This window comes from Pseudanabaena sp. BC1403, from assembly GCF_002914585.1.
Taxonomy (GTDB): domain Bacteria; phylum Cyanobacteriota; class Cyanobacteriia; order Pseudanabaenales; family Pseudanabaenaceae; genus Pseudanabaena.
The window spans coordinates 129,689-155,430 of record NZ_PDDM01000009.1 but is presented as its reverse complement, the minus strand read 5'-3'; the positions used below and the strand labels follow the sequence as shown (position 1 = coordinate 155,430).

At 41.9% G+C, this 25,742-nt stretch carries 26 protein-coding genes and 1 tRNA gene; 13 read left to right on the top strand and 14 right to left on the bottom strand.

The features are described from left to right. Positions 1–20: 20 nt before the first annotated feature. The 4 genes from cysT (at position 21) to CQ839_RS10570 (ending at position 2,248) form a co-directional block, all read left to right on the top strand. A complete protein-coding gene (gene cysT / locus CQ839_RS10585) occupies positions 21–884 on the top strand; it encodes a sulfate ABC transporter permease subunit CysT (protein ID WP_103668238.1) in 864 nt (287 codons plus the stop codon). After that, positions 877–1,758 carry a sulfate ABC transporter permease subunit CysW gene (cysW, locus tag CQ839_RS10580; RefSeq protein WP_103668237.1) on the top strand — a complete coding sequence of 294 codons (882 nt, stop codon included), beginning with the start codon at positions 877–879 and terminating at the stop codon, positions 1,756–1,758. The genes cysT and cysW overlap by 8 nt, the downstream gene beginning before the upstream one ends. Positions 1,759–1,831: 73 nt before the next feature. Further along, on the top strand, positions 1,832–2,104 hold the full coding sequence (locus CQ839_RS10575; protein WP_258040696.1) for an NIL domain-containing protein: 273 nt from the start codon (positions 1,832–1,834) through the stop codon (positions 2,102–2,104). 73 nt (positions 2,105–2,177) lie between these two features. Next, positions 2,178–2,248, top strand: a tRNA-Cys gene (locus CQ839_RS10570). A gap of 41 nt (positions 2,249–2,289) precedes the next feature. Here the strand turns inward: CQ839_RS10570 and CQ839_RS10565 are convergent. Continuing rightward, a complete protein-coding gene (locus CQ839_RS10565; protein WP_103668235.1) occupies positions 2,290–3,234 on the bottom strand; it encodes a LysR family transcriptional regulator in 945 nt (314 codons plus the stop codon). A 183-nt stretch (positions 3,235–3,417) separates the two neighbouring features. On the opposite strand from CQ839_RS10565, the gene CQ839_RS10560 reads away from it, so the two are divergent. From CQ839_RS10560 to CQ839_RS10535, 6 genes are all read left to right on the top strand, one after another. Continuing rightward, the gene (locus tag CQ839_RS10560; RefSeq protein WP_103668234.1) at positions 3,418–3,891 is read left to right on the top strand and encodes a phosphate-starvation-inducible PsiE family protein; all 474 of its coding nucleotides are present in this window, start codon (positions 3,418–3,420) and stop codon (positions 3,889–3,891) included. Between the two features lie 142 nt (positions 3,892–4,033). Next, positions 4,034–4,153 (top strand): photosystem II reaction center X protein, encoded by a 120-nt coding sequence (locus tag CQ839_RS10555; RefSeq protein ID WP_094533443.1) that lies wholly within the window; start codon positions 4,034–4,036, stop codon positions 4,151–4,153. Positions 4,154–4,347: 194 nt separating this feature from the next. Continuing rightward, the gene (locus CQ839_RS10550) at positions 4,348–5,091 is read left to right on the top strand and encodes a Ycf66 family protein (RefSeq protein WP_103668233.1); all 744 of its coding nucleotides are present in this window, start codon (positions 4,348–4,350) and stop codon (positions 5,089–5,091) included. Between the two features lie 243 nt (positions 5,092–5,334). Further along, positions 5,335–6,963, top strand: a complete 1,629-nt coding sequence (locus CQ839_RS10545; protein WP_103668266.1) for a serine/threonine-protein kinase — start codon at positions 5,335–5,337, stop codon at positions 6,961–6,963. Between the two features lie 66 nt (positions 6,964–7,029). After that, positions 7,030–8,415 (top strand): FAD-binding oxidoreductase, encoded by a 1,386-nt coding sequence (locus CQ839_RS10540; RefSeq protein WP_219817764.1) that lies wholly within the window; start codon positions 7,030–7,032, stop codon positions 8,413–8,415. A gap of 91 nt (positions 8,416–8,506) precedes the next feature. Continuing rightward, a complete protein-coding gene (locus CQ839_RS10535) occupies positions 8,507–9,895 on the top strand; it encodes a (Fe-S)-binding protein (RefSeq protein WP_103668232.1) in 1,389 nt (462 codons plus the stop codon). Positions 9,896–10,014: 119 nt separating this feature from the next. Here CQ839_RS10535 and CQ839_RS10530 read toward each other — a convergent pair whose 3' ends face one another. Beyond that, positions 10,015–11,298 carry a diguanylate cyclase gene (locus CQ839_RS10530; protein WP_181016169.1) on the bottom strand — a complete coding sequence of 428 codons (1,284 nt, stop codon included), beginning with the start codon at positions 11,296–11,298 and terminating at the stop codon, positions 10,015–10,017. Positions 11,299–11,691: 393 nt separating this feature from the next. Here CQ839_RS10530 and CQ839_RS10525 point away from each other — a divergent pair, with 393 nt between their 5' ends. Beyond that, complete coding sequence (locus CQ839_RS10525) at positions 11,692–12,837, top strand: acyl-CoA desaturase (RefSeq protein WP_103668230.1); 1,146 nt, start codon at positions 11,692–11,694, stop codon at positions 12,835–12,837. Positions 12,838–12,991: 154 nt separating this feature from the next. On the opposite strand, the gene CQ839_RS10520 is transcribed toward CQ839_RS10525, so the two are convergent. From CQ839_RS10520 to CQ839_RS10475, 10 genes are all read right to left on the bottom strand, one after another. Next, complete coding sequence (locus CQ839_RS10520) at positions 12,992–13,213, bottom strand: hypothetical protein (protein WP_181016168.1); 222 nt, start codon at positions 13,211–13,213, stop codon at positions 12,992–12,994. 117 nt (positions 13,214–13,330) lie between these two features. Next, positions 13,331–14,815 (bottom strand): glutamate synthase subunit beta, encoded by a 1,485-nt coding sequence (locus CQ839_RS10515; RefSeq protein WP_103668229.1) that lies wholly within the window; start codon positions 14,813–14,815, stop codon positions 13,331–13,333. 359 nt (positions 14,816–15,174) lie between these two features. Then, positions 15,175–16,515, bottom strand: a complete 1,341-nt coding sequence (locus tag CQ839_RS10510) for an SLC13 family permease (RefSeq protein ID WP_103668228.1) — start codon at positions 16,513–16,515, stop codon at positions 15,175–15,177. 87 nt (positions 16,516–16,602) lie between these two features. Further along, positions 16,603–17,799 (bottom strand): pentapeptide repeat-containing protein, encoded by a 1,197-nt coding sequence (locus CQ839_RS10505; protein ID WP_103668227.1) that lies wholly within the window; start codon positions 17,797–17,799, stop codon positions 16,603–16,605. A 49-nt stretch (positions 17,800–17,848) separates the two neighbouring features. Continuing rightward, positions 17,849–18,559: a helix-hairpin-helix domain-containing protein gene (locus CQ839_RS10500; protein WP_103668226.1), complete on the bottom strand. Its 711-nt coding sequence runs from the start codon at positions 18,557–18,559 to the stop codon at positions 17,849–17,851. 76 nt (positions 18,560–18,635) lie between these two features. After that, positions 18,636–18,971: an NINE protein gene (locus CQ839_RS10495; RefSeq protein WP_103668263.1), complete on the bottom strand. Its 336-nt coding sequence runs from the start codon at positions 18,969–18,971 to the stop codon at positions 18,636–18,638. Positions 18,972–19,013: 42 nt separating this feature from the next. Further along, positions 19,014–19,226, bottom strand: coding sequence for a hypothetical protein (locus CQ839_RS10490; RefSeq protein WP_146048723.1), 213 nt, complete (start codon positions 19,224–19,226; stop codon positions 19,014–19,016). 107 nt (positions 19,227–19,333) lie between these two features. Beyond that, positions 19,334–19,567: a hypothetical protein gene (locus CQ839_RS10485; protein WP_219817763.1), complete on the bottom strand. Its 234-nt coding sequence runs from the start codon at positions 19,565–19,567 to the stop codon at positions 19,334–19,336. A 3-nt stretch (positions 19,568–19,570) separates the two neighbouring features. Next, a complete protein-coding gene (locus CQ839_RS10480) occupies positions 19,571–20,032 on the bottom strand; it encodes a PIN domain-containing protein (protein ID WP_258040694.1) in 462 nt (153 codons plus the stop codon). An 87-nt stretch (positions 20,033–20,119) separates the two neighbouring features. Then, a complete protein-coding gene (locus CQ839_RS10475; protein WP_103668222.1) occupies positions 20,120–20,686 on the bottom strand; it encodes a Uma2 family endonuclease in 567 nt (188 codons plus the stop codon). A 164-nt stretch (positions 20,687–20,850) separates the two neighbouring features. Between CQ839_RS10475 and CQ839_RS10470 the strand changes: the two genes are divergently transcribed. After that, positions 20,851–22,125, top strand: coding sequence for an aminotransferase class V-fold PLP-dependent enzyme (locus CQ839_RS10470; protein ID WP_103668262.1), 1,275 nt, complete (start codon positions 20,851–20,853; stop codon positions 22,123–22,125). An 81-nt stretch (positions 22,126–22,206) separates the two neighbouring features. Then, on the top strand, positions 22,207–22,809 hold the full coding sequence (locus tag CQ839_RS10465) for a CPBP family intramembrane glutamic endopeptidase (protein ID WP_103668221.1): 603 nt from the start codon (positions 22,207–22,209) through the stop codon (positions 22,807–22,809). An 87-nt stretch (positions 22,810–22,896) separates the two neighbouring features. Here the strand turns inward: CQ839_RS10465 and CQ839_RS10460 are convergent, their stop codons facing one another. Together CQ839_RS10460 and CQ839_RS10455 are read right to left on the bottom strand one after the other, a co-directional pair. Continuing rightward, positions 22,897–23,172 carry an HU family DNA-binding protein gene (locus tag CQ839_RS10460; RefSeq protein WP_094531843.1) on the bottom strand — a complete coding sequence of 92 codons (276 nt, stop codon included), beginning with the start codon at positions 23,170–23,172 and terminating at the stop codon, positions 22,897–22,899. A gap of 202 nt (positions 23,173–23,374) precedes the next feature. Continuing rightward, a complete protein-coding gene (locus CQ839_RS10455) occupies positions 23,375–25,636 on the bottom strand; it encodes a transglycosylase domain-containing protein (RefSeq protein ID WP_103668220.1) in 2,262 nt (753 codons plus the stop codon). Positions 25,637–25,742: the final 106 nt, after the last annotated feature.

Below are 25,742 nucleotides of genomic sequence, written 5' to 3'. Positions count from 1 at the left end.
TTTTTAAAATTAAAGACAACATGGTAACGACAACACCTGACTCTCCGCCAGACGGAAAGCAAAAATCTAATCCCTTGCTGAATTTCCTTGGCAAAATACCTTGGGCATGGGTAATTACTTTTACTTATCTTGCATTTTTGCTAATTTTACCGATCGCCGCCTTGCTTACAAAAGCCGCCAGTGAACCATTAGAGAGCTTCTGGAAAACAGCCACTAGTCCACTCGCTGTATCTAGCTATGAAATTACCTTTGTAACCGCCTTTGCAGCCGCCGCCGTTAATGGCGTATTCGGGACTTTGATTGCTTGGGTTTTAGTGCGTTACGATTTTTTTGGCAAAAGGTTTCTGGAAGCCGTAGTTGATTTGCCCTTTGCCCTACCCACCGCCGTTGCTGGTTTGACCCTAGCAACTGTCTACAGTGAAAAAGGTTGGATTGGATCATTGCTTGCCCCAGCAGGAGTCAAAATAGCCTTCACCCGACTTGGGGTTTGGATTGCGATGATGTTTATCTCATTACCCTTCATTGTGCGGACAGTTCAGCCCGTACTCACCGAATTAGAGAAGGAAATTGAGGAAGCAGCTTGGTCGCTGGGAGCTTCTAAATTCCAAACCTTCATGCAAGTGATTCTTCCTCCGCTTACACCTGCGATCTTGACAGGAGTTGCCCTCGGCTTTTCCCGTGCAGTCGGCGAATATGGCTCGACTGTAATTATTGCCTCCAATACTCCATTTAAGGATCTGATTACGCCAATTTTGATCTTCCAACGCCTAGAGCAGTATGACTATGTGGGCGCAACGGTAATTGGCACTGTGATGTTAGGAATTTCCTTTGTCAGCTTACTTGCTATTAACTTATTACAAGCATGGAGCAAACGCTATGGCTAATCTCAATTCTTCCGTAGTCGATCGCCCAAGCAATTTACCCGAACCAACCAAAATCACTCAAAAGAAAAGTTGGGTTCCAACAATCTTAATTGCGATCTCTTTTGTTTATCTGGGACTAGTGCTGCTAATTCCTGCGGCGAATGTTTTTGTTACGGCATTTAGTAAAGGCTTTAGCCCCATAATAGATGCGGTAAAACGACCAGATTTTCAAAATGCTGTCAAGCTCACTGTTAGTTTAGCCGTGATCGCCTTACCTCTAAATACGATCTTTGGGCTCAGTGCTGCTTGGGCGATCGCCCGCAACAAATTTCCAGGGAAGGCTTTCTTACTGAGTATCATCGATTTGCCATTCTCGATATCACCTGTAGTTGCGGGTTTGATGATTGTCCTGCTCTATGGAAGATTAGGCTGGTTTGGCTCATGGCTAGAATCCCATGACATCAAAATCATATTTGCTTTCCCTGGAATGTTGCTAGCAACGATCTTTGTGAGTATGCCCTTTATTGCTCGTGAAGTCATTCCTGTACTTGACGAAATGGGAACCGACCAAGAAGAAGCAGCCCGTACCCTTGGCGCAAATGATTGGCAAATCTTTTGGCGAGTGGTTGTTCCCAATATTCGTTGGGGATTACTCTATGGATTGGTTTTAACCAATGCCAGAGCCATGGGCGAATTTGGGGCAGTATCAGTAGTTTCAGGAAATATCGCTAGTAAGACTCAGAGCTTACCTTTATTTGTTGAAGAATCTTACAAGCAATATGAAACCGAAGTAGCATATTCTGCCGCCGTACTACTAGCATTGTTAGCAGTCGTAACCCTTGTACTGAAAGAGATTTTGGAACGCAGAACTCATAACTCTAATTCTCGTGAATAATCGTAATTTAAAGAATGGCAATGCCATTCTTTAAATTCTCAAAAACATTAAACATTAATAAAAAGGAGATTTGATGATGACTGTCGATACACGTTCCATAACAATGGATATCAAGATTCGTATTCCCGAAGAATTGCACAGTGAACCTGTGATTTCAAACTTAATTTTGCAACATGGGGTAACAGCAAATATTGTTTCCGCAACTCTGGGCATAAATGCTGGCAGTGGTTGGTTTCACCTCAGTCTTAGAGGTAATCAAGCCCAAATCCAAACCGCGATCGCTTATCTCAACGATCTAGATATTGAACTCTGGCAAGAGAATATTGAAACAAATACATCTCTTTAAATGAGAATTGCTGATCAATATGATTTAAAATTTGCAACAAATTACATTAGTTTGTTATAATCATTCTCCGTTCGGCGGCATGGCCAAGTGGTAAGGCAGGGGTCTGCAAAACCCTCACCCCCAGTTCGAATCTGGGTGCCGCCTTTAATAAAAAAAGAGTGAATGCAAAGCATTCACTCTTTTTTTTACCATGTAGTATCTTCAGCGATCTGTTTCCCTTCGGTCTGCAAATACTCTAGAAAAGCTTGAGCTACAACTGATAACTGCTTACCAGCCAGATGAATAACATACCAGTTACAAGGAATTGGGAAATGCTCTACATCCAAAACTGCAATCTGCCCCGAAGCCCCCTCTAAAGCGATCGTATGTCGCGACAAAACTGAGATTCCTAAACCACCTGCGATCGCCTGTTTAATCGCCTCATTACTTGCAAGCTCCATTTTTATTTTCGGAGTAACTTTGTGTTCATCAAATAGCCTTTTTACATATCCCCTTGTACCAGAGCCAGACTCTCTGGTGATAAATGGCTCATCTGCTAACTTTTGAATGGGAATATTTTTCTCGTTAGCCAAATGATGATCGTGACTTGCTAGAACCACTAATGGGTTTGACAAAAACTGATGAGACTTTACATCAGGCTCATCAGGAACTTGGCTAAGAATATATAAATCATCTTTATTCTCAGCAAGCCTCTCTAAAACACCGCTATGGTTAGTTACCTTCAAAGATATCTCTACCCCTGGATAGCGCTGACAAAATGGGCCCAGCAAACGCGGGATTACATATTTTGCTGTTGTCACCACCGTAATCTTTAAATATCCCTGTTTTAGACCTTTCATATCGGCAACACTCATCTCAAATTGGGATATGCGACCGAAAATCTCTTGACAAGTTGTAAACAGCTCCCTGCCAGCCTGAGTTAAAAAAAGTTTTTTGCCAACCTGCTCAAACAAAGGCATCCCAATCGCCTTTGTCAAATGCTTAATCTGCATCGAAACTGTGGGTTGTGTTAGAAATAGCTCCTCAGCAGCACGGGTATAGCTGCCGTGTCGAGCAGCTACTTCAAAGACCTGCAACTGATGCAAGGTGATATGAGTAGCTAATTGAGCATCAGATAAGCGGTAACTCATATTAGTGATAAAACCATAGATTAAGTTCTATGATTTTATCACTAATATACATTTTTAGTCTATGCATTTAATCTATATAATCTTTTCTAGAGCGATTACCAGTAAATTTATTCGGAGATGTTTTGACATCGCCATCTATATTCTGGTTCTGACGAATAAAAAATTAAAAGGTGTGGGTCTGGAATGAGATTAAGGCAACAAGTTACAAATTTATTTCGCTTTTTGACTCTTGCCTGTAAAGATGAGAGCTTTCTAAAAGCAATTAGAACAGTCGAAAACGTTGTTTCTAAAATAATGGCGATCGCTCTAGTATTTGTCATTTTTGGCGCACTATTTGACCTGTTGCGGATACTAACCTTTGATCTTTTTCTTACTGACCCAAGAGGAGCTTTTAGCATCCCTTTACTCAAAATATTTGGGATGTTTCTGAATGTATTGATTGCCCTTGAACTCATGGAAAACGTGACGGCTTACTTGCGCCATCACACAATCCAGCTAGAGCTAGTGATCATTACTGCCTTAACTGCGGTTGCGCGTAAAGTCATTATCTTTGATAGCAAAGCTGATGGTGACCTTACGGGGCTTGCGATCGCAGTGCTTTCACTTTCAATCAGTTACTGGATTGTTCGTAGCCAAAACAAAATTCACAAACATTAAAACCAATTTTTATGTTTGCGGTGCTTAAAGCACCGCAAACATAAAAATTGGTTTTAATGCGAAGAGCTGACTCCATAGCTTTTTAAGCTAAAATTATGTTAAGAATTTAATCTGTATATAAAAACTTTACCCACATATCTATATGACACAATCATTAACTAATTTTCTAGGAAGCCTTGTTGCTGGTGGCGTAGTTCTTGGATTAATCTTCGCAGCAGTGTTGATCGTTAGCCAAAAGGATCGCATCATCCGCCGAGGTTAATCAAAATCCAAAAGACAAGAGGCGGCGCTTTGCACCGCCTCTTGTCTTTTGGATTTTGATTTAAAGAAATTTACTCCAGGGCAAAGCGCTGTATTGTTATACTGAATGACGTAGATAGTCTGAAAGCACTGAACTAGTTATACATTCAGTGTTAGAGACAAAAACACAGGTATTTTTAGGAGAAATATAGAGCCATGATCAACATCGGTGGCAACCCGCTAATGATTCTTTTGGCAATTGTTGCCGCTTTAGGAGGTGTGGGTTTATATTTTGTGCGGAACTTTCGCCCTGAACTAGCCCGTGACCACGACATTTTCTTCTCGGCGATCGCCTTAGTCTATGGCATCATCTTACTAGCTTTTAATTTTCGGATGGAAATTACCACACAGCTAGCGCAAGTCCTAGTTGTCGGTTTTGCGGGTTGGTTTGCCGTAGAGTCCTTAGTACTACGTCAAGCTCTAGCCAATCAAGCCCGTAGAGCACCTTCCAGTCCTCTTGTTGATGATGAGGAACCCATTGGTTCTGATTATCGAGTCGAGATTGATCCCACTCGTGAAATTGCACCTCGCCGCGATCGCGATCCGTCACGTCGTATGCGCGGTGCAATTTCTAACAGCGCTGAAGCAAGCGAGCTTCGTGGCGATACCACAGATCCTCGTCGTTCACGCCGTCCAAAGCGTAGTGGTGAGTCCAATGGTAATGACTCAGTGATTGACATCGACGAAAGCGATATTCGTCCTGTTAGTCCAAAGCGTCGCCCACGACCTAGCGATGATAATATAGTTGGAGAACGCCCCAGAAATCGTAACGGCGAAACTGACAACTTTGGTAATGGCGAATCTGGCAAAGACACTGCTGCATCTGGACGTAGAAGAAGACCATCAGGTCGTACTTCCCCATATGCTAATAACGATGGGACAAATACTGATGATTTTTAGATTTATTTACTTGAGTCATCACAAATATACATTTGATATTTATCCAGATTCGCTTAAATTAAAGTTTTCTAAATAACTTATAATATCTGCAATCTTTTGCTGCAAATTTTGTAAGTTTCAAAAAATCACCAGAATTTTTGAAATTGATATAAGCTATGAGTTTCCGTAGGGCGATGACATATTAAACTGTTATTATCCCTGCAACTTGATTTGATCAACCATCACTTGGGCTTTCGATCAACCGTGAGTTATTGCGTTAATCCGAACTGTGCTAATCCGAATAATGAACCATTTGCCATTAATTGCGCTGCTTGTGGTTCTAATTTAAAGCTGCGAAATCGTTATCGAGCTAGTCGCCCATTGGGTAAAGGTGGATTTGGCGCAACATTTTTGGCTGCTGATGAGGGTCTACCTGGATTCCCATCTTGTGTGGTCAAGCAACTGCGCCCAAACACCCAATCCGCAAGTGTGATGAAGATGGCGCGCGAATTATTTGAAAGAGAAGCTTTTACTCTTGGCAAAATCGGTAGTCATCCGCAAATTCCGCGCTTACTAGATTATTTTGAAGAAGATAGTAATTTTTATCTGGTTCAAGAATTTGTCGATGGGGAAACTTTAAAGCAAGAATTTGAGCGTCGGGGGGCATTCAACGAAATTGAAATTCGGAAAATACTAGCAGAAATCTTTCCAGCTCTTGGGTTTATGCATGAAAACGGGGTGATCCACCGTGACATTAAACCCGCTAACATCATGCGTCGTAAACAAGATGGGCAATTGGTACTGATTGACTTTGGTGCAGTTTCTAGCCAAGTTAACAAGCCATCGGCGGATGATGATCCCAGTGGTTTATTAACTAACTTTGCGATCGGTACACCAGGATTTGCGCCACCAGAACAGATGGCAATGCGTCCTGTGTACTCTAGCGACCTATATGCTACGGCGATGAGTTGTCTGTATCTCATGACAGGGAGATCGCCTAAGGACTTACCCCACGATCCCTATACAGGTGAAATTAATTGGAAGTCGCAGGTTAAACTAAGCGATCGACTCAGAGTAGTTTTTGAGAAGCTCCTTCAGCAATCTGTTGCCCAACGATTTCGCTCAGCGGAAGAAGCTTTACGCGCCTTAGAGTCTGGTGGCATTTCTGAAGAACCGCCAAAAGCTACGACACCATCAGCAAGCTATACACCTCATAATGCACCTTCTTCTGTGACCGTTAGACCTGCAACGCAGATGCCTAACTCACGCATTCAATCGCAGAAACATGGCAATGGTCAGGGAACACAATTTGATAACAGTGGCATGTTGACCACTGGTAGTACCAGATCAGGCAGTCGGATTGGTACTGGTGAGCTGAAAGGTGGGCGTAGAGTTATTGTTGAATACAATCAAGGCAAGCGAAACTTTGCCAACCAAGATTACACTAAGGCTGCATTTGGTAGTGCAACCCTTTCGGGCATTGTGATGAGCCGATCTAAATTAGTTGAGGCAGATTTTTGTCATAGTGACTTAACTGGAGCTAGTTTTCAAGGTTCTAATTTATCTCAGGCTAAGTTAAATAGTGCTAATTTACGGGAAGCAAAAATGCAACGCGCTATCCTGATAAAGTGTGATTTGGGCAGTGCTTCGATGATTCTGGCTGATTTACGCGAGGCAAATCTCCAATCAGCTTATATGAGTAAAGCAGATTTGTCTGGAGCAAATTTAAGTGGAGCTAACTTGAAAGGAGCATATTTAAGTCAAGCAAACTTAAATGGTACAAATCTTTGTGGTGCAGATTTAAAGGGGGCTAAGATTTCTGAAGATCAATTAGCCCAAGCCAAAACCAATTGGGGGACGATTCGCCCTGATGGTAGTAAACGCTTATTTTAAAAACTTAGATATTGGAGCAGCACGAAATGCTGCCCCAAATAGCATGTATGTACGGACATTAATTTTGTGAGACTTACTGATAATCAACTGATTGCATTATTTACTGACTTGCTTGGAGTGGATAATGTCGTTTTATTTGATCGCTTAATACCAAATTTGCATGATCGGATTGTGAGTAGCCTTACACCTGATAGCCTATCGCCTGCCTGTGTGCTTTATCCTCAGACGATCGCCGAACTATCGAAGGCGATCGCATTAGCCTCCGAACATCGATTACGAGTTTTACCTTGTGGCAATGCTACTAAGTTAGATTGGGGTGGCTTAGTGAGTAGAGCGGATGTAGTAATCAGTACATCAAAGTTAAATCGGGTGATTGAGCATTGTGTTGGGGATCTTACTGTCACAGTCGAGGCAGGGGTGAAGTATCAGGATTTGCAAACAGTCTTAGCAAAAGCAGGACAGTTTTTAGCGATCGATCCTCCTTATAGAGCTAATGCAACTATTGGCGGAATTCTAGCCACTGCTAGCGCTGGTTCGTTGAGACATCGCTACAACAGTGTGCGGGACATGTGCTTGGGTATTGAGTTTGTGCGAGCTGATGGTGAAGTCGTGAAGGCGGGTGGGCGTGTAGTCAAAAATGTGGCTGGCTATGACCTGATGAAATTATTGACAGGTTCTTATGGAACTTTGGGAATTGCTTCTAGGATTACTTTTCGGCTTTATCCTTTGCCTGAGTATACGCAAATTGTGGTGATTACTGGCACAGCCGAGGCGATCGCCCAAGCTCAGCAAAAAATTGGTACCTCGGTACTTACGCCCACTGCCTGCGATTTACTCTCAGCAACAATGATCGCAGATCTTGGTTTAGGACAAGGGATCGGCTTAGTTTTACAATTTGCGAGTCTCAAGGCTAGCGTAATCGAGCAATGCGATCGCATTGCTGTATTGGCGAAAGAATTGAATTTAGAAGTGCAAATGTTGGGTACGGCTGAAGAATTCTGGGAGCTGTTAGAGATTTTGATCTGGCAGGAAGAGCTGCGTAATTCAGATCAGTCTGAAGATGATGCTTCTATGGTTTGTAAGTTGGGTGTATTGCCATCGGCTAGCGTGTCATTACTGCAAGAATGCGAACAAATTTTTGATGAGCAATCCCATTATTTGCAAATACATGCTGGTAGTGGTTTAGGCGTTTTGCGTTTAGAAGATGTGCAGGATTTAGGTGCGATCGCAAATCAGATCTCGAAAGTGAGAAGCATTGCCGAATCCCATAGTGGATTTTTGACTATTCTTGAAGCTCCTCATGAATTGAAGTTTAAAGCTAATGTTTGGGGATATACAGGCAATGCCAGCGCTGTTATGGATAAAATTCGCCAACAGTTTGATGCACGAGGCTTACTGAGTCCAGACCGAATGTTTTCTTACAGCGCTTTGCGCTCAGTCCCAAACCAATAAACCCATTAAAAGTGTTGCAATGCAATACTTTTAATGGGTTTATTGCCGTAAATGATTTTTTTCTTAGATATAAGCTAATAAGCAGGTACATATGCAAGTTTCTGACAAGCCAAACTCTGAAAACCTACCTCAAAATTTGATTGAGCCAAATTCTCAAATCTTCTCACAAACATTTGATGCTAAGAATCCACCAAATTCACAGCTAATTGATGCTTGTGTACATTGTGGATTTTGTTTGTCTACTTGTCCTAGTTATCGTGTCATTGGAAAAGAAACAGATTCGCCTCGCGGCAGAATTTATTTAATGGATGGAATCAATGAAGGTGATATTCCTTTGTCGCCTGCGATCGCACAGCACTTTGATACTTGCCTAGGATGTCTTGCCTGTGTAACTACTTGCCCATCAGGTGTGCAATATGACCAACTAATTGAATCAACTCGCGCTCAAGTTGAGAGAAATCATCCGCGATCGCTACCTGAAAAACTATTACGTCAATTTATCTTCTCAACTTTTCCCTATCCCAATCGTCTAAGGATTTTGCTTGCACCTCTATTGGCTTATCAGAAACTAGGCTTACAAAAATTAGTGAGATCGCAAGGTTGGTTAGAAAAGTTTTTGCCCAAGCAACTAGCTGCAATGGAATCAGTGCTACCCGAATTGACTCCCCAAGCTTTTCAGGATAATTTACCTGAAGTAATTGCTGCCCAAGGAGAAAAGCGTTACCGTGTGGGAATGCTCTTGGGTTGTGTGCAACGTGTATTTTTACCAGAGGTGAATAATGCAACAGTGCGCGTACTAACGGCAAATGGATGTGAAGTTGTAGTTCCCAAATTGCAAGGTTGCTGTGGTGCATTATCCCATCACCAAGGACAGGAATCCCAAACTCTAGAACTTGCAAAGCAGACCATTGATGCTTTTGCCGAATTAAATCTTGATGCAGTGCTGGTTAATGCTTCAGGCTGCGGACATACATTGAAAGAATATGGTCATATTTTGAAAGATGATCCTATTTATGCAGAGAGAGCGAAGCTTTTCTCTCAAAAAGTAAAGGATGTTCAAGAATTTCTTGATCATGTGGGATTGACTGCAAAGCTCTCTCCTTTGCAAGATCAACCTTTAGCGATCGCCTATCAAGATGCTTGCCATATGCTTCATGGACAAAAGATCAGCCTTGAGCCACGTCGTTTGTTGCGTCAAATTCCTAATGTTCAATTAAGGGAATCAGTTGATGCTTCTTTATGCTGCGGCAGTGCGGGAATTTATAACATTTTACAACCAGAAGTTGGACATGAATTGGGAGAGATGAAGGTAACCAATCTCACGGATACTGGCGCTCAATTAATAGCTTCGGCGAATGTTGGCTGCATTACCCAAATTCGCAAGCATTTAAAGTTGCAAAATAAAAATGTTCTCCTCATGCATCCAATGGAGCTATTAGATTATTCTATCCGAGGCAAAAAATTGGACAAGCAAAATTGAGCCTAAGTATCTACTTCCTTCCCAGACAAGAATTGATGGTGCGGAGTTTTGCCCCGCACCATCAATTCTTGTCTGGGAAAGGCGGCGCTTCGCGCTGCCTTTCTATATTGCTGAGGTACTTAAAATTTTGTAGTAACAATACGAGATCTACCTTGAGCTTTGGCTTCATACAAAGCTAGATCTGCGTGATGAATTAATTCTTTAATAGTTGTGTCAATAGAAGGAACGCAGACACTGATGCCAGCACTGATGGTAACAAAAGAACTAACCTTGGATTTCTCATGGGGAATTTGCAAATTAGCGATCGCCTGTAGTGTCATTGAGGCAGCTTTTTCAGCATCCGCAGGCATGGTATCAGTTAACAATAAAACAAATTCTTCGCCACCATAACGAGCCGCCATATCAGTTTTACACTGAGCCATGTTATTGATGGTCTGAGCAACTTGTTGAAGACAATAATCGCCCATTTGGTGTCCATAATGATCGTTATAAGCTTTGAAGTAATCAATATCCAACAAAATTAAAGCTATAGAATGTTGATTACGAAAGGCTCTCTCGAATTCCTTTTCTATGAAAGCATCAAATGAACGACGATTAGGAATTTCGGTCAAACTATCAAGATAAGATATTTTTTCTAATTGTTGATTGAGAATCAAGATTTCTTCTTGAGCTAATCTGAGAGCCCGTAACTGCTCACGAGATCGGATTGCGAACCATACAGCGATCGCAATGACAATTGAAAATAATCCCCCAAAAATTAGAATTCCTTCTGCAACAAAATTTTTTGTTTTAATGCCATATTGAGTCGTGATATATAATTCAGCCGAATAGAGTGCTTGCCAAAGGCAAATAGTAATCGTAAAGCCTAAAATACCGAGGATCAGTGGCAGCAATACTGTAGGTGATTTTTGTTGTGTTTTCCAACTCAAATATCTTGCTACTAGAATTAACATTAACCCCACGATGATGAAACCGATCGCAGTATGGATTGCCATCTTCGTTAGATTTCCCCAGCCATAAGCTGTTTCAACATTAGACAAATACCCAAGGAAAGCGACACTTCCAAGCCCCATAGTCACAGATCCCAAAAAGCTACTAACTAAGATTTGGGTTAGACTAATTCTCATCGCTGACATTGTTAGAATGGAAATGCCGCTTAATAAAAAATTTAAAGCAGTATTTGGAGCCATTCGTCCAGGTGTAGAGGTGGAGATCGTAATGTAATGCTTCATAAATAATTCGTCAATATACAAATTCACCCCGAAAATATGTTGAATTAGAGTTAATCCTCCTAATAAAATTGACGTAATTCCAATGTACTTAACAAAACCCCTGCGATTATTTGTTAAACCCAAAAGCGCTAGACTTATAAGTAAAAAACCCAGAGCTGTATTGAACTGCATAGGCACAAATCGCGGACTGATCTGAATAAGCCTTTCAGAGCCTGTATACCACCCAAATATCACTGTCAAGCCTAGTGCTAGCAATAAAGATGCACCGAAGTTAATGCAAATTCTTAAACAAGTATGTCTATGCATCTTTGATGATGAAGGAGAGCTAATTCGGTTTGCATTGCTTTTTGCAAAATCGCTTAGGGAATATTCAATTGAATCATGTAACATCAGGGATATAGTGCGATCGCTTACCTAAAGCCTTTTTACTGTAGAAAAACAATTCTTGACCAAATAAAACACAAGTTTGAGCTTAAATTGTATTTGCCTAAGGTTTTGTAACACTTTAGATAATTAGTATAAGTGAAAAATTATAAATACGATATTGATTAGAAATGGTAAAAGATGCAAGAGCGAAATGAATCTCAGCAGTTTGTGATTAGTCAAGAGAAAGAACCAGCAAAAAAACTAAAATTTGCTAAGAACAGTGGCTTTCAGGCTGAACTGAGACGAAGAGTTGACGAACTTTTTCAAAGCAGTGATCTTAGGGAACGTGATTGTCCACAAATGTATGCCAAGACAATAATCTTGCTACTAAGTTTTTTTGGAATATATTCTGGATTAATCTTCTTGGCTCAGACATGGTGGCAAGTAATTCCCCTTTGTATTGTGCTAGGTGTTATTACCGCAGGAATCGGGTTTAGTATTCAGCACGATGGTGCACACCATGCTTATTCAAGTCATGCATGGGTAAATAAGCTCATGTCCATGAGTTTAGATTTGATTGGCGGCAGTTCTTATGTTTGGCATTGGAAACATGATGTGCTGCATCATACCTATGTGAATATTGCTGGTTACGATATGGATTTAGAAGTGGGAATTTTTGGGCGACTTTCTCCTTCCCATGCCCGACTTCCATTTCATCGTTGGCAACAATATTATTTGTGGCTGTTGTATGGTTTGCTAGCGATCAAATGGCATTTTTATGATGACTTTTATTGCCTGATTACTGGCAAAATTGGCGATCGCACTTATCCTCGTCCAAAACAAGCCAATCTCGCCATATTTTTTATTGGAAAGCTAGTCTTTTTTACAATTGCCTTTGTAATTCCTTTGCTATTCCATTCGATCTGGTTAGTTTTAGCTAGTTATGGACTAGTTGCTGTAACTTTAGGAGTCGTACTTAGTGTAGTCTTCCAATTAGCTCATGTAGTCGAAGAGGCGAATTTTCCGACACCAATTGCAGAATCTAGCGTTATTGAGAATGATTGGGCAATTCATCAGATCGAAACTACGGTGAACTTCTCGCGTAATAATGCTTATGTGACATGGTTACTGGGTGGGCTCAATTTCCAAATTGAGCATCACCTATTCCCTAATATTTGTCATATTAATTATCCTGTAATTTCTAAAGTGGTTGAGCAGACTTGTCGAGAATTTGGGGTGAAATATAACCAGCATAGTTCTCTCTGGGCAGGATTTTTATCTCATTACCGTTGGCTACGGCGTATGGGGACATATAGCGCATTGCAATCAAACCCGAACCAATAATACCAAAGCACAAAGTGGCTACGCCACTTTGTGCTTTTAAAACCCTTACGGGGTTTGCTTTTTAATTCACAGAAGTGTTGTCACACTTTTGTGAATTGGTATAAATTACTGTTGCAAAAAAAAGAAAGAGCGCGATGCGCTCTTTCTTTTTCTATTAATAACTATCGGTTTTGCTAACTGTCGTATTAATTAGTTGCTGATTGGCTTGATTGAGGCGATCTGCGATCGCTTCTCGAACATCACGGGCAACGCCTGAGTCAGCCAGAACATCCTGAGCCATTTCACGATATTCAGCGCTGGTGGTGAGGTCAACTTGATCAAGTTGATTGAGATTCTCATATACAGTCTCAGGGGAGACCAACACATTACTTTCCATGAATTATTCCTTAAGTTATAAGAACCATAATAAATTTTTTAAAAGTGTTGCAAAGCAACCATTTTAAAAAATTTATTGGTTTGGGTTTAAACGAAAAGCGCTGTCAGCCACTTGTTACTAGGGTAAATCTGTGTCACCCATGAGATAGCGATCGCATTCACGCGCAGCGCCACGACCTTCGTTAATTGCCCAGACAATTAGGCTTTGGCCACGGCGACAGTCTCCCGCCGCAAAAACACTCGGAAGGCTGGTGGTGAATTGACCATGATTAGCTTTGACGTTACTACGGGCATCACGTTCCACACCAAGAGAATCAAGCAGTGGTTGCTCTGGGCCAAGAAAACCCATAGCTAATAGGATAATCTGAGCAGGAATTACCTTTTCAGTTCCAGCCACTTGCTTAGGAATGAACTGACCTTTGTCATTTCGTTCCCATTGCACTTGTACAGTATGGACAGCTTTGACCTGACCGTTTTCATCTCCCTCGATTTTAGTTGCAGTAGTGATATAAGCTCTGGGATCGTCACCAAACTTTGCACTTGCTTCCTCTTGTCCATAGTCCATCTTGTAGACTTTCGGCCATTCAGGCCAAGGATTATCCTTAGCACGGGTTTCTGGTGGCTTGGGCATGATTTCTAGCTGGACAACACTATTACAGCCATGGCGGATCGATGTGCCAACGCAGTCGGTTCCTGTGTCACCGCCGCCGATGATCACAACATCCTTGCCCTGTGCAGAAATGAAGTCTTCTCCTGACTTACCGTTAATAACTGCCTTAGTATTTGCCGTCAAAAATTCCATGGCAAAATGGATGCCTTTAAGTTCCCGTCCTTCGATACTTAAATCACGGGGCTTGGTTGCACCAGTACAAATTACAACTGCATCAAATTCTTTTAGCAAGTCTTCCGCAGGCATATCTTTGCCAATTTCGGTATTGCAAATGAATTTCACGCCTTCTTTTTCTAGGATATCCAATCGACGCAATACCACTTTCTGCTTGTCCAACTTCATGTTGGGAATGCCATACATTAGCAATCCCCCTGGGCGATCGGCACGTTCATAGACAGTTACCCAATGCCCTGCCTTATTAAGCTGGGCGGCAGCGCTTAATCCTGCGGGGCCAGAGCCAATTACTGCAACTTTCTTCCCAGTGCGTTTAGCAGGAGGTTCGGGAACGATCCACCCTTCTTCCCATCCCTTGTCAATGATCGAATATTCGATATTCTTAATTGTCACAGGTGGATTCGTGATCCCCAATACACATGAACCTTCGCAGGGTGCGGGACAAACACGACCTGTAAATTCTGGGAAATTATTGGTTTTATGTAGACGATCAAGGGCTTCGCGCCAAAGTCCGCGATATACCAAGTCGTTCCATTCGGGAATCAGGTTATTGACTGGGCATCCGCTTGCCATGCCACTAATTAGATTGCCTGTATGGCAAAATGGCGTACCACAGTCCATGCATCTAGCGCCCTGTATGCGGAGATTTTCATCGGGCATATGGACGTGAAATTCATCCCAGTTTTTGATGCGATCGCTTGGTGGTATTTCCGTCGGTGCTTCGCGGAGGTACTCAATAAATCCTGTCGGTTTTCCCATTAGTTTACTTTTCTATGTTTTGCGAAATAGCCTATAAATCATTTTTAAACTGCTTAACTTGTTCTAAGCGAATTTTGCGGCTTTCCTTAATATTAGTTAATATTACTGCCTTAGTAGCTTGTCAATCCAATCTAGTTTAACCATGTATGCAAAGCGCTTTAATTCTTTTGAGTAAGAAGTGGTGGGCATTGCCACCTTATACCAATTCACAGAAGTGTGACAACACTTCTGTGAATTAAAAACCAAACCCTGTAAGGTTTTTAAAAACACAAAATGGCTGCGCCACTTTGTGTTTTGGTATTACTACTTGTTTAGCTATGTGCGAAAAGCGATGTAATTCTTTGGATGAGAAAAGATTATCAAAAAATTAAAAATCGCAAGGTGACATATATAGCTGCAACCACAAGCTGCAAGATCATTACAGGAATGCCATAACGCAAAAATGTCTTAAATGAAATTCTTCGCCCATGTTGTTCAGCAACGCCTGCGGCGACAATATTTGCCGAAGCTCCCACTAAAGTTCCATTACCGCCAAGGGTTGCTCCATACATCATTGCGTAAAACAGAGGTAATACGATCGCTGGTAACTGACCTGCAAAATCGGGTGAGAGAATCTCAGAGCCAGCTAAACCGACATTTACCACATATTGCTTTAGTAAGGGAACCATTGCGACAACAAGGGGGATATTTGGAACAACACTGGAAATCAATCCTACAAAAAAGATTAGAATAATCGAACCAAGAGCAATATTTTTCCCTAAAATTGCCGCTAAGATTCCTGACATACTGCCAATGACACCTGTTTTTTCGAGTCCGCCTATGAGCACGAAAATACACATAAAGAAAATCAAGGTACTCCAATCAACATCTCGCAAAATATGCTGAACAGAGTCGATTTTGCTATGGTGCGATAGCATCAGAGCTAGGGCGGCTCCTAATAAAGCGACGGTTGCTGGCGTTACAGGAACTGGCAATGATTCACCAATCACAAAAAATATCAGCACAAAGGCAGTAATAACTGCTCCAACGATAAGTACACGGGGATGATTGATGGTAGGACTAGGAAGGCGCTCAAGGTTTTCTAACTTTTTATTCCAGATTTTGCGAAATAGAAATGGCAATATAGCCACAATCACACCAACAGCTAGCGCACCACCAAGACTTAGTTTGAGCAAATAATCGACGAAGCTCATGTTGATTGCATCACCGACAATAAAAGTTGCAGGATCGCCAACAATAGTTAATAAGCCTGAGCTATTTGCCACAAATACCAGCAAAATTAGTAGTGGTACAAAATCCACTCCGATTTCCTCTGCCATAGGCGGAATGAGCGGTGCTAGTAACATTACAGTTGTGGCATTGGGTAAAACGGCACAGATTGGAGTGGTAATGGCGACTATACCTAATAGCAAGCGATCGCCTCTACCTTTAGCGAGGATTACCATCTGAGTGGAAAGAAACTCAAAGACTTTAGTTGGTTGAAAGGAACGTACCATCACCATCACGCCAAAGAAAAGTCCTAAAGTGCCATGACTTTTGCCAATGTACCCAATGGCTTCGGGCATGGTCATTACATTAGCTACGATCAGAATGAGCGCACCCAGAAAAGCAGCGATCGTAAAATGTAGCCACTCAGTAATTAGTAGAACGATCACGCTGATAAAGGTAACCAGCGACAGTATTGCTTGCCAAGTTGCCATTCTAGTTAAGTCTTTATAAATATAGTTAGGATATCACCAACAAAAAGAGATGGCGGCGCGTTGCGCCGCCATCTCTTTTTGTTGATTCTATAAAAAATTTACTAGAGTTTCTGGAGATAAATTTACAAAAGAATTATTTTGTAATAGATCAGTTAATAGTTGGTTTGGTGAATTGATTGCTTCCAATAAACGCTCTCTAAATGCCAAATCTTCTTTAGACTGATAGTGAATTTCTAATTTAAGAATTATTTGGCGATCGCTTTCCGATGCATCAGCGTATCGTTGTGAATATTGCTCAGACAATTGCTCAAAAATTTGATGTAGTTCTTCAAGAAGAATATGTTCTTGGAGAATCTCTGAGCCATACTTCTCTAATTCTGTACCTGCATTTCCCTTGCTAATCAACTTTGCAAAATCACCTTGAGCAAATTTTGCCTTGGGATTAAACGGACGGCGATCGCAATATTTTCTGAGAATGTAATCAGGTAAACTTCTCAGAACATGCTTTAAATAGATGGAATCACAGATCACATCATCCAACTTAGTGTCGCGATCGATCATCCATTCTTCAATACAAGCGTCAGTGAGATTTGCAGAACTAAAGTCAGTTCCTAGCGCCTTTACTCGAAATAGATCTGCGTCCTCAAGATTGGCAGAAGAGAGATTAGCCTTGCTAAGATTAACCTCAAATAGTCTTGCCTTCTGTAAACTTGCACCACTAAGGTTTGCTTCAAAAAGGTTCGCAAAATCAAGATTTGCTTCACTGAGATTAGCTCCTCTCAGATTCGCTTCTTTTAGATTAGTTTGATTGATATTTACAAAAGGAGTCGTACTTCCTAACAAGAGAGACTGAATATTTTTTGCTTTAACAAATTCTGGGATACCGAGGCTGAGATTGGCTTTGTGAAGGTTAGCATTACTGAGATTCGCGTTACCTAGATTGGCTTCACAAAGAAGTACTTCAGTCAAATTTGCATTCTGAAGCGTTGCATTTTGAAGTTCAGCACCACTCAGCGATGCACCACTTAGATTAGCGGCATTAAGATTTGCACCACTCAGTTTTACTCCAAATAAAGTTGACTCACTGAGATTAGCTTCACTGAGATTAGCTTCACTGAGATTAGCACCACTGAGATTAGCTTTACGCAGATTAGCGCCACTAAGATCAGTTTTCTCAAAGTTAGCTCCAGCCGCACTAAATCTTTGCCCATGATCCCCATGACTCTCTAGCCATAATTGATGTTTGGCTAAATTGTCTTTTAGCGTTGCTCGAAAAATTAGCATAGTAACCCTCTAACAATTGGCGTGGCGCAGATCGCCGCGCCTAATCTATTTAAGTAAGTTGTCGATACGCGCTAAAAGGTATTCCAGTACGTTTTTTGATATCCATAATTGACTTAAATTCGCCACGTTGTTGCCGCTCTTTAGCGATCGCGATCGCAACTTGTGGTTCCATTCCAATTGAGATCAATTCATCCGCAGACATGGAGTTAACCCGCTTCCATGAATAACCTGATTCTTGTCGATAGTCATAGCTAAAAGTGACCATTGGTTCAATTTTTTGCAGAGTGGCGTTCGGAATTTCGAGAATGTCGTGTAGTTCTTCTAGGCTAGTGAAAATATGTCCTTCAGCACGCAAGGAGTCAATATCATTGGCATAAACGATCGGTAAGCCCAAAACATTAACTAAGTCATTCTTGGAGCAGCTATTGATCTCAATCTTGGGTCGGCTAGCGGCGATCGCCTGAAATAATTTATGATCTTCAGGCAATGGTAAATGTTTTGGATAAGTCTTTGTTAAGTATTCACGCTTAAGGGCAAAAGCCGTACCAATTTGGGCAAACCAAACAATTGTTGCAAAGCTAGAAAGATATGGGGTTGAGTAGAAAACAATTCCAGCAGTAACAAAGCCTGCACCGATACCAATCCAAATATTCGAGCCAGTTTTTGCACCAGCATAGGCGATCGCACCACCGCCCAATGCTGGTAAAAAAGACCACCAAACCCATGTTGGCGTTTGATCAAACCATGAAGGTTGAGACATAGTGATTAAAGTGATACTGGTGTATTGGGGATTAGCTTTTAGCTTGCAAGCTCATTTATTAACAGCTAGCTAATCGCTAAATATTTTTAAGTAGCTTTTTTCGTTTTTCTTCGTACTCTTCAGCAGTGATGATGCCATCATCGTAAAGTCTTTTGAGATCGCCAAGTGCAGCCGTAGAATCTTTGACCGAGGCTGTAGTTTGATTGGTAACGCCGTTAAACTTAAGATTAAATTCAGCATCTGCCATGACTAGCAGCATAATAAACTCAATAAAAGCAGCTAGAGATGGGATACCTGTCCAGCAAAATAGTAGGTAAGCTATTCCCCATCCAGATTGTCCTAGATAAAATTTGTGCGCTCCAAATGCCCCTAAGAAAAAACACCAAAGAATTGCATTAGTTCTAGTCCTCATTACCATTTTCCTTTTTTTACTGATATTAATGTGGCTACAGGCTTATCTTACAGTCTTGGAAATCTTTTTCGATAGTAAATATACTACAAGGATTCCCAGTTTTGCTTCGAGTAAAGCTATGGTGATTTGCAGATAGGGATGCATGTCGGGATTAGAGTTGAGGGCAAATGCGGCAATTCCGACAAGAGCAAAAGGTAAAAATCTCAAGTTTTTGCCTGTGGGTTTCACTCTCACATCTTTAAAAATAGACATCATTGTTTTTTCTCCGCAAGAGCAATCTCTAAGATAATGCCCTATGTACATTTAAAACTCAATGCCTCGATAGATTTCCGCGATCTAAGCAGTGTTAGTCTCTGTGCGTATCAACTAGCATCTGCTATCGACAGATTAATAGATTGCTCAGACTCTTCTCGTTGATGTTGGACTTGGTTAAAAATATCTTCAACTGTGAACTGATCTAGCCATTGATGCCGATCCTTTGTGTAGTCACCTGCTCCTAGCTCAAACTGCCGCACAAATCTGATCATGCCATCAAAGCCAAGAGCATCATTCAAAGCTTGATATCCCAATCGATTAATTTCTAGAGGTGTCATCATTTTTTAATCCCCTTGAGTTTTGCTAACATCAATAAACCATTGCACTGGATTGCTTACCTTAACCCTTAGCTGATCACTGTATTTAATAGATCGTTTTAATAGGCGATCATCAGTCGTCAGGAAAACATCCACACCACCAAACTCTGCACTAGCAACATGAGCGGCATCAAACGATTTAAACCCAATTTCAGTTAATTCAATCACACGTTGCTTAATTTCATTTGCAAGAATAATTTTCTCTTTAGCAATAGAAATTGCTAACTTTAGTTGTTCTAGCCTCTTAATATTCGGGGTTTTAGCGATTTCTAAGTCAATCACCTCACTACTAATCAACAACCATTCTCCAACTCGACATTTTCGATAAATCGATAGGATGGCTTCGGTCTCCAACCTTATCCGATCCTGTTGTGAATCGTCTAACGGTCGATTTAGACAACAGACATCCATGTAAATTCGATATTTCACAATCAGTAGTATGTGCTTTAACTGTGGAATATACGTAAGTTGACCACGTATACTAAGTTTACCAATATGATAATGCTCTATTTTTAGTTAAAACTCAAGCCCGCGATAAATTTCAGCGATCGCTAATTCAATATTTAGGGAATCTAATAAAATCGACTGCTCTAAACCATCAAAATCACTGTATGTCCAGATTTGGGCTTGTTTACTATAGCGTTCAACAAAAATTTTATTTTGGCGAATTAGCAAGTATTCACAGAAACTTGGAATAGAACGATACATCCGAAACTTATCAGTGCGATCATATTCTTCGGTTGAAGGGGAGAGTACTTCGACAATTAAAAGCGGATTTAAGACTTCATCTTCGCGATCGCCATTAAATTGCAAAGCCCCATCAAAAACCATCGCATCTGGATATACGCCACGTCGATAATCAGGAATCCATAGCCTTAGATCGTTATTAATTGCTTCAAAGCTCGTGTTTTGCAGCTTACTATCCAGAAGATTAAGCATATTCCGACTAAGACGGCTATGTTTAACAGTTCCACCAGTCATTGCAATAATTTCTCCATCGTGGTACTCACATTTTTCTTCAGAGGTATCAGCGATCACACGATATTCATCGAGACTGTAACGGCATTGAATGGTGGCAGTCATGGAGTTGTTACCTAAAGACAACATTTATATTCTAGCGTCACGATCAATTTATGGTAAGGATAGTCGGCGCTTCGCGCCGACTATCCTTACCTGTTTAGCATTTTTACTTGGTTGCAAGTCGCGATAGAATAAACAATAGCTGAATATTTGATTAGGAGTTGGTTTTGATTTCTTCAGCAGTACTTTCGGAGAGTATAAATTCTGATAACTTAGAGCGCGATCGCGAACTGGATTTATTCGCGCATCGATCGCATTTTCCTGCTTTAGAAAATCGCACTTACTTTAATTACGGTGGACAGGGGGTGATGTGTGGGGCATCTCTAGATGCGATCTCCAAAAATTTTCGACATATCGAGGCGCTGGGATGTTTTTCCAATGCCGCAGGTGATTGGATGATGTCCGAATATGACGCGACTAAAGTGGCGATCGCTCAAGAATTTCAAGTCAGTCCAACCACAATTACACTGACCGAAAATACTACCGTTGGCTGCAATATCGCCCTATGGTCAGTGGATTGGCAACAAGGCGATCGCTTATTACTCTCAGACTGTGAACACCCTGGAATTATTGCGGGGGCAATCCAAATTCAAAAACGCTTTGGCATCGAAATTGACTATTTCCCCTTAACCAATACCCGCAATAGTAGCGCTGAAGGTAAAGATAGTGAGTCGGTTGTAGATCTGTTAGTACGGCATTTGCAGCCTAAAACTCGGATGGTGATGCTGAGCCATATTTGCTGGAATACAGGACAGGTTGTGCCACTGAAGGCGATCGCCAAGGCTTGCCACGATCAGAATGTGTTAGTTGCAGTGGATGCCGCGCAGTCGGTGGGTGTATTGCCATTAAATCTTGCTGATAGTGAGGCGGATTTTTATGCATTTACCACACATAAATGGTGGTGCTCACCGCTTGGATTAGGAGCTTTGTATATTCGTCCTGAAATATTTGATGCGATCGAGCCAGTATTTGTCGGTTGGCGTGGACTAACAGGGAAATATCCAACTAGTCATAACCCAATTGTACAATGGCGAAAAGATGGGGCAAAGTTTGAGGTTGCTAGCTCAACCTATGCTCTTTATGAAGCAATGCGAACTGCGATCGCTCATGCAAATAGTTGGGGGACACAAATGCAACGATATCAGCGTATTTGTCAACTAAGCAAAATTTTATGGGAGCGATTAGATGCTTTACCTCATATTGATTGCATCAGGCAATTACCACCAGAATCGGGACTAATTTCCTTTAAGGTGAATCAAGAGTTAGCGCAAAGTGCGATCGCGAAAAAGCCTCATTCATTAATTGCTAAACAATTAGAATCTGAACATCAAATCTTAATCCGAGCGCTTCCCGAGCCAGATTGCTTAAGAGCTTCCGTTCACTATCTGACTTCCATTGCTGATATTGATCGTCTTGTCTCAATTTTTGAAGCGATGAATTAAATCCCCTCTTCCAATTCCTCTCATTAAGATGGTGAGGAATTCAGATTCTCAACTTTCAATTAAATCTATAAAACCTCTGCTATGTCCATATTCTCGCAAGCTCCTCAACAAAATCCTGATAAAAAAGATCAAACACTATCGCGATCGCAGGTACTAATTGCGATGGCAGTGACTGCAATTATCTTTTTGGGAATCTCTAAAGGTTGGGTGTACTTAACGGGCATACCTATGGTTCCACTTCGTTGGCAGCCAGAACATGCAGCGATCGGTGCAGGAATAGGTATAGGGGTTGCTTTACTTAGCAGTTTAATTTATGAGATTTGGGAAAGCTATCGCATTGCCGCGCAAGAATATCTAGAAATGGTACTTAAACCCTTAGAAACAGTTGATCTAATTTGGTTAGGTTTATTACCAGGACTAAGCGAAGAAATGTTGTTTCGTGGTGTGGCTTTACCAGCACTGGGTATGAATGGAATTGCTTTGGTAATTACCAGTGTTGTATTTGGGGCGCTACATATGGCAAGTGCTAAGCATTTGTCCTATACAGTTTGGGCGATCGCTGTTGGTATGATGCTTGGAGCCGTCACGATGTATACAGGTAATCTATTATCGGCAGTCATTGCCCATGTGCTTACAAATTCACTTTCAGGCATCATTTGGAAATACAAACAATCCAAAACCTAAAGATGACACAAAGCGCCATCTCTAGATAAAGAAGAGGGGCGGCGCAAAGCGCCGTCCCTCTTCTTTGGGTGATTGCGTTAAAACGCATTACTCAACTACTTTTTCTTTGAATTGCTTACCTGCCGAGAAAGCAGGAACGCGGGTGGCGGCGATCACCATTTTTTCGCCAGTGCGAGGGTTGCGACCTTCGCGCTCTTGACGATCGCGTGGCTCGAATGAACCAAAGCCAACTAAAGTAACGCGATCGCCTTCAGCCACGGCATCAACAATTGATTCGAGGGCAGCAGTAACGATCACTTCGATATTTTTCTTCGATACGGATACCTTTTCGGCGATCGCATCTACTAATTCACCTTTATTCACAGATGTAGCTCCTATGTCGCTTGAGATTAAGACGTAATTTTTCAGGCTTGCTCTCAGGATTGAAGCGGCGCTTTGCACCAATACAATCCATAAGACGGAATCAATACTACAGCACCTATGGCAGTCGTCAAGCGCTTTTGACAAATTTTTCGCAAAAGTTTTTAAACCAGTAAAGAATATGCTTCGCAAATTCTTTACTGAACTAGCGTACAGCTTGACGCATATAGTCGCCCCAAACCTGCGCAGCAACAGCACTTGAGCCATTTGTAACTCCTTCGTCATTGCCGAGCCAAACGGCAGTTACGAGGTTTCGTCTTGGCACAGCACCAATAAACCAAAGATCTCGTCCTTCGTCAGTAGTTCCTGTTTTCCCAATCACAGTGCCTTGAGGAATCGCCGCCGATCTCCCCGTCCCAAATTGCACAACTCCACGCATCATATCCACCATCGTGCTGGCTACACCAGCATCAATTTTCTGCTGGGGCTTAAAGAAAGTACCTGCATCAAAGATAACGCGACAGGTTTGGCGATCTTTAGGGTTTTGACAATCTGCGCTATCGAGAATGCGTTTGATGGCATGGGGCTTAATGTATTTGCCCTCATTAACAACTGTGGCATAGGCTCCCGCCATTTCTAGGATTTTGACTTCATTGCCACCTAAAACCATATTGCTAGATTCGTCTAGCTTGGCTGTGATCCCCAAGTTTTTTGCCATTTTGACAACATTATCCAAACCTGCGCTTTCTGCAACCCTAATCGCCACCACATTTTCCGATAGGGCAAAGCCGCGATACATATCGATCGCACCGCTACCGCCATTGTGACAACCTACAATTCCAGATAGTGCACTACAGGAAAAAGTCCTACTAGGCGAAATTCCGCGATCGACGGCGGCGGCGTAGCTAAATAATTTAAAAGTTGATCCTGGCTGGCGCAGGGCTTGGGAAGCACGATTAAACTGGCTGGCTCTGTAATCAACGCCGCCTGTCATCGTCAAGAGTGAGCCATCGCTACTATTCACGGTCACGATCGCCCCTTGACTAAATCCGTAACTGCCACCATCGCGAGCAACAGCATCACGTAAAGCATCATCGGAAGCCTTTTGCATGGCAAGATCGAGATTAGTCTCAACGATCAGATTGCCTTCTCTAGCAAAGTTGTCACCGAGAATATCTTGCAACTCCTCAAACACATAGCTGTAGTAATAGGGCGCAACTGAGCCTTGCAGTTTAGTTTTGGCAGCCTCATTAAGAATTAATACCGATCGCCTTGCGCGTTCAGCATCTTTATCGGTGATCATCCCCAATTCCGCCATGCGATTGAGAATGCGATCGCGATATTCGATTGCTAAGTTTTTGTTCTTAAAAGGATTAATCGTTTCAGGTGAAGGTAATAGCCCAACTAAGGTTGCCGCTTCTGAAAGCGACAATTCTGAAGCTTCTTTGCCAAAATAAAGTTTGGCAGCATCTTTAAATCCGTAAACTCCATAGCCCGTATAGGCACGATTGAGATAGAGACGGAGAATTTCTTCTTTATTGTATGTAAATGTGAGTTTAATTGCTGCTGCGGCTTCGCGCCATTTACGACCTGCGGAGTCATCAGTGCCTACATAGGTTTTGCCGAGCAAATTCCTAGCTAATTGCTGAGTAATCGTACTCGCACCTTCTAAGCGCTCACCCCTACTGCGAACATTCGTGACGATCGCCCTTGCCACTCCCACAGGATCAACGCCAATATTCCAATAGAACGAAGTATCCTCAGAAGCAATTACAGCTTTAGGAATAAATTGCCCAAACTCAGCTAAGGTAGCGTATTCAGTATGATTTGCGATATCAGTGGGATCGAGGCGCTTGATGTTATCACCAGCTAAAACTTCGACTGGCCCCTGTTGGGTGACTGGCAAAGGCTTAAGATCGGGGACACGACCAAGTTCATAGCTGATCGCTAAAACCATCATCCCTGCGATCGCGCCAATCCCAATCCCTGTATATTGCACAGTGCGAATATACCAAGGTGGCGGATCGATGTAGCGAATCGATGCGGCTTCCGCAAGTTCAGGCGGCCCAAGCGTAATCTTCATTTTGTGCTTTAAGGGCACTGACTTGAGACGCTGCTTTTGCCGATAAATGCCATTAGTTGAGTCTTGATCTTGGAGAATAAATTGTGCTTTCTTTTTTGTGCGATCGCGAACTAATTGGGCATGAACTTGGCTAACCAGTGGTGTTTGCACAACAATATCGCATTTGCCTGTACTTCGTCCGAGGATATAGCGATCGCCCACTAAGTCATAAATTTCAGGCTTATCCTTTTGCGATCGGCGCACTTCTAGCTTGGGGACGCGCTCTTTGGGATTAATTTTTAAGACACCATTAACTACCTGCGTGAGTTGATGAATTTGGGTCATCAACTTGGATTTAGGTGGCTTGGGTTGCGATGGCGGTTGAGGCGGTTGGGGCGATTTCATAAAAAGCTAGGACGTAAAATTTGAAAGCACAGTTTCCGATTATGCCTGCAAATTTTATTATGCACTTACTATGCATAGTAAATAAACCCAAAGTAGAGTAGCGGCG